A 7,660-nucleotide genomic window follows, 5' to 3' on the forward strand; every position below is an offset into this window, starting at 1 on the left:
GCTGCTGATGCCAGGTCAACAGCGCCGTGGCGGCGGGTCCGGTGGCAACGAGGGTGGTCGCCGCGACAACCGCCGTGAGGGCGGCCGCGGAAACGCGCCCGTCGAGAAGACCCCGCACCTCGAGCGGGTCGTCGCGATCAACCGCGTCGCCAAGGTCGTGAAGGGTGGTCGTCGCTTCAGCTTCACCGCCCTGGTGATCGTGGGCGACGGCGACGGCACCGTCGGCGTGGGCTACGGAAAGGCCAAGGAGGTGCCCGCGGCGATCGCCAAGGGTGTCGAGGAGGCCAAGAAGCACTTCTTCAAGGTGCCGCGGATCGGCGCCTCGATCCCGCACCCGGTGCAGGGCGAGGACGCGGCCGGTGTGGTGCTGCTCAAGCCGGCCTCGGCCGGTACGGGTGTCATCGCCGGTGGTCCGGTGCGTGCCGTGCTGGAGTGCGCGGGCATCCACGACGTGCTCTCCAAGAGCCTCGGCTCGTCCAACCCGATCAACATCGTGCACGCCACGGTGGCGGCCCTGAAGGCGCTCGAGTCGCCCGAGGCGGTCGCGGCCCGTCGTGGTCTGCCGGTCGAGGACGTCGCGCCGGCCGCCATGCTGGCGTCGCGGGCGGGGGTGGCGTCCTGATGGCGCGCCTGAAGGTCACCCAGGTCCGGTCCGAGATCGGGACCAAGAAGAACCAGCGTGACTCGCTGCGTTCGCTCGGTCTCAAGCGGATCAACGACGTGGTGGTCAAGGAGGACCGTCCGGAGATCCGCGGCATGATCTTCACGGTCAACCACCTCGTGAAGGTCGAGGAGGTCGAGTAATGACGATCAAGGTGCACCACCTGCGTCCGGCGCCCGGGGCCAAGACCGACAAGACCCGCGTGGGTCGCGGTGAGGGCTCGAAGGGCAAGACCGCCGGTCGCGGTACCAAGGGTTCGAAGGCCCGGAAGAACATCTCGCCGGCGTTCGAGGGTGGGCAGATGCCCATCCACATGCGCCTGCCGAAGATGAAGGGCTTCAAGAACAAGTTCAAGGTCGTCTTCCAGGTGATCAACCTGGACCGGCTCGCCGAGCTCTTCCCGAACGGCGGCCAGGTCGGCCCGGTCGAGCTGGTCGAGGCCGGTGCGGTCCGCAAGGGCCAGCCGGTCAAGGTGCTCGGCACCGGCGACCTCGGCGGGGTGGCGCTCCAGGTGTCGGCGCACGCGTTCAGCGCGTCGGCCAAGGAGAAGATCGCTGCCGCCGGCGGCTCGGTCACCGAGCTGTAAGGCACTGTCCGTGGCGCCCGCTCAGTTGTCCGCAACTGGGCGGGCGCCGTGGTCTACCCGGTAGATGTGCGCCGGGTAACATCGGATTCGTTTTATGTAGCCGGGCACATCTGCCCGGACCGGGGTGGGGCTGTTAGAGTCCCATCCCAGCCATGGATATCGGGCACTCGCCCGGCACCCACCCCGCTCCGCCAGGGATCATCACCGGCGGCCCGCGTCGCGCAGGAGGAAGAAGTTGCTGTCCGCCTTTCTCAGTGCGTTCCGTACGCCTGACCTGCGCAAGAAGCTGCTGTTCACAGTAGGCATCATTGCGGTCTACCGGCTTGGCGCCACGCTGCCCAGCCCGGGCGTCTCGTACGGCAACGTGCAGAAGTGCCTCGACACCCTCCAGGGTGGCAGCACCGGTGTGCTGAACCTGCTGGACCTCTTCTCGGGTGGCGCGCTGCTGCAGCTGTCGGTCTTCGCGCTCGGCATCATGCCGTACATCACCGCGTCGATCATCCTGCAGCTGCTGACGGTGGTCATCCCGCGGCTGGAGCAGCTCCGCAAGGAGGGCCAGGCCGGCCAGGCGAAGATCACCCAGTACACCCGGTACCTGACCCTGGGCCTGGGCATCCTGCAGTCGTCGGCGTTCGTGGCGCTGGCCCGCTCCGGCCAGCTCTTCAACAACCAGTGCGACCAGTACCCGATCGTCCCCAAGGACACCGGTATCCCGGACTGGCTGACGCTGACCATCCTGGTCATGACCATGACCGCCGGCACCGGCGTGGTGATGTGGCTCGGCGAGCTGATCACCGACCGCGGCGTCGGCAACGGCATGTCCGTCCTGATCTTCACCTCGATCGCGGCCCGGCTCCCCAGCGAGGGCTGGAAGATCAAGACCACCAAGGGCTGGGGGATGTTCTTCCTCGTCATCGCCCTGGTCCTGCTGGTCATCACCGCGGTCACCTTCATCGAGCAGGCGCAGCGCCGGATCCCGGTGCAGTACGCCAAGCGCATGATCGGCCGGCGGATGTACGGCGGCACCTCCACCTACATCCCGCTCAAGGTGAACCAGGCCGGCGTCATCCCGGTCATCTTCGCCTCGTCGCTGCTCTACCTGCCGCAGCTCGTCCTTCAGTTCTTCGACCAGAACAACCCGGGGAAGACCCAGGCCTGGATCCAGAACCACATCGTGAAGGCGAGCGCGCCGGAGCACATCGCGATCTACTTCCTGCTGATCATCTTCTTCACGTACTTCTACGTGTCGATCACGTTCAACCCGACCGAGGTCGCGGACAACATGAAGAAGTACGGCGGCTTCGTGCCGGGCATCCGCCCCGGCAAGCCGACCGCCGAGTACCTCGACTTCATCCTGAGCCGGATCACCCTGCCGGGCGCGCTCTACCTGGGCATCATCGCGATCCTGCCGAACTTCTTCTTCATCTGGCTCGACAACCAGCAGTTCCAGAACTTCCCGTTCGGCGGCACCGCTGTGCTCATCATGGTCGGCGTCGGTCTGGAGACCGTGAAGCAGATCGAGAGCCAACTCATGCAGCGGAACTACGAAGGGTTCCTGCGGTAGATGCGACTCGTTCTGGTTGGCCCGCCGGGCGCGGGCAAGGGGACACAGGCGGAGTTCATCGCCGCCCACCTCTCGGTGCCGAAGATCTCGACCGGTGACATCTTCCGCGCCAACGTCTCCCAGGGCACGCCCCTGGGAGTCGAGGCGAAGCGCTACATGGACGCCGGCAAGCTGGTCCCGGACGAGGTCACCATCAACATGGTGCGGGACCGGCTCGCCGAGCCCGACGCCAGCGAGGGCTTCCTGCTCGACGGCTTCCCGCGTACCACGCCGCAGGCCGCCGCGCTCGACAAGCTCCTCGCCGACCTCGGCACGGCGCTGGACCTGGTGCTGGAACTGGTCGTCGACGACGACGAGGTGATCCGGCGGCTCTCCGGCCGGCGTACCTGCCGCGGCTGCGGCAAGATCTGGCACGTCGAGTTCGACGCCACCACCCGAGACGGCATCTGCGACCGGTGCGGCGCCGAGCTGTTCCAGCGGGACGACGACAAGCCGGAGACCATCGCCGCCCGGCTCCGCGAGTACGCCGAGAAGACCGCGCCGCTGGTCGACTACTACGGCGCCCAGGGCAAGCTCGTCGGCATCGACGCCACCGGCCCCGTGGAGGACGTCACCGTCCGCGCCATCGACGCCCTGCGCTCGTACGGCGGCTGACATCCCGCCGGAGGCCCCGGCGGATAGAGTGCGAACAGCGGGGTACGTGCGGCGTGCCCCGCTGTTCCGCGCGACGAAAGGTAACGCCTCCATGCGCCGTCCCCAGCTGGACATCCAGCTGAAGACCCCCGACCAGATCGAGATGATGCGGGCCGCCGGTCTGGTGGTCGCCCGCGCGCTGCGTCGGATGCGGGAGGCGGTCGCCCCCGGGGTGACCACCGCCGACCTGGACGCGATCGCCGAGTCCACCATCCGGGAGGCCGGTGCCGTCCCGTCGTTCAAGGGCTACCACGGCTTCCCGGCGTCGATCTGCTCGTCCGTGAACGAGCAGGTGGTGCACGCGATCCCCGCCTCGACCCAGGTGCTGCGCGAGGGCGACCTGATCTCGATCGACTGCGGCGCGGTGCTGAACGGCTGGCACGGCGACGCGGCCATCACCGTCGGCGTCGGCGAGGTCGACCCGGCCCTGCTGAGGATGGCCGCGGTGGCCGAGGACGCGATGTGGGCCGGGATCGCGGCCGCCGCCCGGGGCGCGGCCGGCGGCAAGGGCCGGCTCACCGACATCTCGCACGCGGTGGAGAACGCGGTCCGCAAGGGCGGCCGGTACGGCATCGTCGACGGGTACGGCGGCCACGGGATCGGCACGGAGATGCACCAGGACCCGCACGTGCTGAACCACGGTCGCCCGGGGAAGGGCCCCCGGCTGGTGCCGGGCATGGCCCTGGCGATCGAGCCGATGATCACGATGGGCTCGCCGCGGACCGTGGAGCTGGCCGACGGCTGGACCGTGGTGACCCGCGACGGGTCGATGGCGGCGCACGTCGAGCACTCGATGGCCCTGCTGGGCGACGGGGTGTGGGTGCTGACCGCCGAGGACGGCGGCCGGTCCCGGCTCGGCGAGCTGGTCACCTCCCGGCAGCCGGCGGACTCCCCGGCGGTTTGACGGACTGAGGGGTCCAGTCCTGGCCCGGCCGGCCTGATCGACTCGGACTGCGGCAATCCGGGGTGTCCCGCCGGAGAGATGCCCCGGACTTCCGTAACCCGGTGTTCCGCGCCGTCGTGTTCATCCCCGTTCAGGGCACCCTGCTTCGTTCGTCTCCGTCGCCCGGACCAGCCGTACCGCGGGTGGCGTCGCGGTGTCATGCTTGCCTTCATGGAGCGGAACGGGATGCGGGCGGCCGACGCCGACCGCGAGGCCACGGCCGAGCGGCTCCGGGTCGCCCTGGAGGAGGGCCGGCTCGACCTCCACGAGTACGACGAGCGGCTGGGCCGGGCGTACGGCGCGAAGACGTACGCCGACCTGGACGCGGTCGTGGTCGACCTGCCGGGGCCGGCCCCGGCGGAACGCGCCGCGGTGGCCCCGGCCCCGGCCCGGGCCCCGGCGCCGCCGCCGCCCGTGGCCGACGGCGATGGGAAGGCCGTGGACACCGGGCGCGGCGGCGGGTGGGTGCTCGGGGTCTGGTCGCCGTGGCTGCGGGTCGCGGGGATCCTCACGGCGATCTGGCTGATCTCCTCGCTCGGCTCCGGGAACGTGGGTCACTACTGGCCGGCCTGGGTGCTCGGCCCGTGGGGAGTGCTCCTGCTGCTGCGTACCGTGGGTGGCCACGATCATGGCGGACGGCAACCGGGCGAGTGGCGCGGCGGGAGGCCCCGGTGCGAGCGGCGGGACCGGCGCCGGACGCGGTGACCCGTACCGCGGTGTGGCCGGCACCACAGCAGGTCGCCCGGGCTTGACGGATTTCCTCCGGCGAGGTGACCGGACGGGCGGCCGGTTTGGCGACGGCGCGCAGGCGGGCGTACACTTTCTGATCGGCGCACAGCGTCCACTCCGGCATGCCCACCCGCGCTTCGGTGGGAGTCGGAGCCGCGGCTGGCGCGGGTGTCCTGATCTTGGTCATTTCACCCGTGTAAGACGTTGTGGGCCGTCCGGAGCAACCGACGTCAGGACAGCGGAGGACATGCCGAAAAAAGACGGAGCCATCGAGATCGAGGGTCGGGTCATCGAGCCCCTGCCGAACGCCATGTTCCGGGTGGAGCTCGCGAACGGTCACAAGGTGCTGGCTCACATCAGCGGCAAGATGCGGCAGCACTACATCCGCATCCTGCCGGAGGACCGGGTCGTCGTCGAACTCTCGCCGTACGACCTGACCCGCGGGCGCATCGTCTACCGCTACAAGTAAGCCTGACGACGGCCGGGACGTCCCCGTGTCCGTCTTCGACGTCCGGCGTCGCGCACCGTCGCGTCTCCGGGCCAGATGGGAAGTAAGGCAACCGTGAAGGTCAAGCCGAGCGTCAAGAGGATCTGCAACAAGTGCCGGGTGATCCGCCGGCACGGCCGGGTCATGGTGATCTGCCAGGACCCGCGCCACAAGCAGCGCCAGGGCTGAACCAGTCCCTCCGGCCGTGACGGCCGGTCGGATCGGCCCGGGTCGCAGATCCCGACAACATCATCAGCTCGTCCCAGCCGCGAGCGGTACGCAGCGCGTACCCCCTCGTGGTTGACCCCCGGTCGGAGGCCGGGGCCCGCTCGGGCAGCGACCGCTCCCGGTCGCCGGCGCGTGACGCCGGAAGGACAGGGACGGTCGGTAGCGGGGTGGGACGGGTCCACACCTCCGCCACAACATCACGAGGAGTACGCCCGCACATGGCACGTCTAGCCGGCGTGGACCTCCCCCGCGACAAGCGGATGGAGATCGCGCTCACTTACATCTTCGGGGTCGGCCGTACCCGCGCCCTGGAGACCCTCGCCGCTACCGGCATCTCGCCGGACAAGCGCGCTCGCGACCTCACGGACGAGGAGCTGGTCCAGCTCCGGAACCACATCGAGGGCAACTACAAGGTTGAAGGCGACCTGCGCCGCGAGGTCGCCGCTGACATCCGCCGCAAGGTCGAGATCGGCTGCTACGCGGGTATCCGACACCGCCGGGGCCTGCCGGTTCGTGGTCAGCGGACCAAGACCAACGCGCGGACCCGGAAGGGCCCGAAGCGGACCGTCGCCGGCAAGAAGAAGCCCGGCAAGAAGTAACTAGGAGCGCACAGACTTATGCCACCGAAGGCTCGTGCCGGAGCCGCCGTCAAGAAGGTCCGGCGCAAGGAACGCAAGAACGTCGCCCACGGGCAGGCGCACATCAAGAGCACCTTCAACAACACCATCGTGTCCATCACGGACCCGACCGGTGCGGTCATCTCCTGGGCCTCCTCCGGCCAGGTGGGCTTCAAGGGCTCCCGCAAGTCGACCCCGTTCGCCGCTCAGCTGGCCGCCGAGGCCGCCGCGCGTCGGGCGATGGAGCACGGCATGCGCAAGGTCGACGTGTTCGTCAAGGGCCCCGGCTCCGGCCGGGAGACCGCCATCCGTTCGCTGCAGGCCGTGGGCCTCGAGGTCGGGCAGATCTCCGACGTCACCCCGCAGCCGCACAACGGGTGCCGTCCGCCGAAGCGTCGCCGGGTCTGAGAGGTTAGAGAGAGATGGCTCGTTACACCGGTGCTGACTGCCGCCGTTGCCGGCGGGAGAAGATGAAGCTGTTCCTCAAGGGCAGCAAGTGCGATGGCCCGAAGTGCCCGTTCGAGTCCCGGCCGTTCCCGCCCGGGCAGCACGGCCGCGGCCGGACCAAGGAGACGGAGTACCTGCTCCAGCTCCGTGAGAAGCAGAAGGCTCGCCGGGTCTACGGCGTGCTGGAGAAGCAGTTCCGCGGCTACTACGAGGAGGCCGTGGGCAAGAAGGCGAAGACCGGTGAGGTCCTCCTGCAGATCCTCGAGTCGCGGCTGGACAACGTGGTCTACCGGGCCGGCTACGCCAAGTCCCGGGACATGGCCCGTCAGCTGGTCAAGCACGGTCACTTCACGGTGAACGGCAAGAAGGTCGACATCCCGTCGTACCGCGTCAAGGAGCACGACATCATCGAGGTTCGGGGCAAGAGCAAGGAACTCACCCCGTTCATCGTCGCGCAGGCCGAGGCCGGCTCCAGGACCGTTCCGGCGTGGCTCGAGGCCATCCCCAGCCAGATGAAGATCCTCGTGCACTCGCTCCCGGCCCGCCAGGTGATCGACACCCAGGTCCAGGAGCAGCTGATCGTCGAGCTCTACTCCAAGTAAGGGCTCGTTGCGGTGGGGGGGGGGGGGGGGGGGGGGGGGGGGGGGGGGGGGGGGGGGGGGGGGGGGGGGGGGGGGGGGGGGGGGGGGGGGGGGGGGGGGGGGG

Annotated in this window: 12 protein-coding genes; all 12 read left to right on the forward strand. The window is 69.5% G+C overall.

All coding sequences use genetic code 11. The features are described from left to right. Nucleotides 1–7: 7 nt before the first annotated feature. The 12 genes from rpsE (at nt 8) to rpsD (ending at nt 7,557) form a co-directional block, all read left to right on the forward strand. The gene (rpsE, locus tag ACZ6S5_RS27215; RefSeq protein ID WP_073834922.1) at nt 8–622 is read left to right on the forward strand and encodes a 30S ribosomal protein S5; all 615 of its coding nucleotides are present in this window, start codon (nt 8–10) and stop codon (nt 620–622) included. Then, entirely contained in the window at nt 622–804 is a 183-nt protein-coding gene (gene rpmD / locus ACZ6S5_RS27220) for a 50S ribosomal protein L30 (RefSeq protein WP_013473693.1), read from the forward strand. The genes rpsE and rpmD overlap by 1 nt, the downstream gene beginning before the upstream one ends. Beyond that, nucleotides 804–1,247 (forward strand): 50S ribosomal protein L15, encoded by a 444-nt coding sequence (gene rplO / locus ACZ6S5_RS27225; protein ID WP_466004878.1) that lies wholly within the window; start codon nt 804–806, stop codon nt 1,245–1,247. The genes rpmD and rplO overlap by 1 nt, the downstream gene beginning before the upstream one ends. A gap of 235 nt (nt 1,248–1,482) precedes the next feature. Further along, nucleotides 1,483–2,811, forward strand: coding sequence for a preprotein translocase subunit SecY (secY, locus tag ACZ6S5_RS27230; RefSeq protein WP_466004880.1), 1,329 nt, complete (start codon nt 1,483–1,485; stop codon nt 2,809–2,811). After that, entirely contained in the window at nt 2,812–3,465 is a 654-nt protein-coding gene (locus tag ACZ6S5_RS27235) for an adenylate kinase (protein ID WP_377586158.1), read from the forward strand. It begins immediately after the preceding gene. 91 nt (nt 3,466–3,556) lie between these two features. Beyond that, complete coding sequence (map, locus tag ACZ6S5_RS27240) at nt 3,557–4,408, forward strand: type I methionyl aminopeptidase (RefSeq protein WP_466004883.1); 852 nt, start codon at nt 3,557–3,559, stop codon at nt 4,406–4,408. Between the two features lie 210 nt (nt 4,409–4,618). Continuing rightward, a complete protein-coding gene (locus ACZ6S5_RS27245) occupies nt 4,619–5,152 on the forward strand; it encodes a DUF1707 SHOCT-like domain-containing protein (RefSeq protein WP_466004885.1) in 534 nt (177 codons plus the stop codon). 271 nt (nt 5,153–5,423) lie between these two features. Then, nucleotides 5,424–5,645 (forward strand): translation initiation factor IF-1, encoded by a 222-nt coding sequence (gene infA / locus ACZ6S5_RS27250; RefSeq protein WP_007073013.1) that lies wholly within the window; start codon nt 5,424–5,426, stop codon nt 5,643–5,645. Between the two features lie 93 nt (nt 5,646–5,738). Next, nucleotides 5,739–5,852 carry a 50S ribosomal protein L36 gene (gene rpmJ, locus ACZ6S5_RS27255; RefSeq protein ID WP_073834917.1) on the forward strand — a complete coding sequence of 38 codons (114 nt, stop codon included), beginning with the start codon at nt 5,739–5,741 and terminating at the stop codon, nt 5,850–5,852. A 257-nt stretch (nt 5,853–6,109) separates the two neighbouring features. Beyond that, entirely contained in the window at nt 6,110–6,490 is a 381-nt protein-coding gene (gene rpsM, locus ACZ6S5_RS27260; RefSeq protein WP_091666181.1) for a 30S ribosomal protein S13, read from the forward strand. 18 nt (nt 6,491–6,508) lie between these two features. After that, nucleotides 6,509–6,916: a 30S ribosomal protein S11 gene (rpsK, locus tag ACZ6S5_RS27265; protein ID WP_013288613.1), complete on the forward strand. Its 408-nt coding sequence runs from the start codon at nt 6,509–6,511 to the stop codon at nt 6,914–6,916. A 14-nt stretch (nt 6,917–6,930) separates the two neighbouring features. Next, entirely contained in the window at nt 6,931–7,557 is a 627-nt protein-coding gene (gene rpsD, locus ACZ6S5_RS27270) for a 30S ribosomal protein S4 (RefSeq protein ID WP_452307078.1), read from the forward strand. Nucleotides 7,558–7,660 lie beyond the last annotated feature (103 nt).

The organism is Micromonospora sp. NPDC051924 (genome assembly GCF_055586005.1).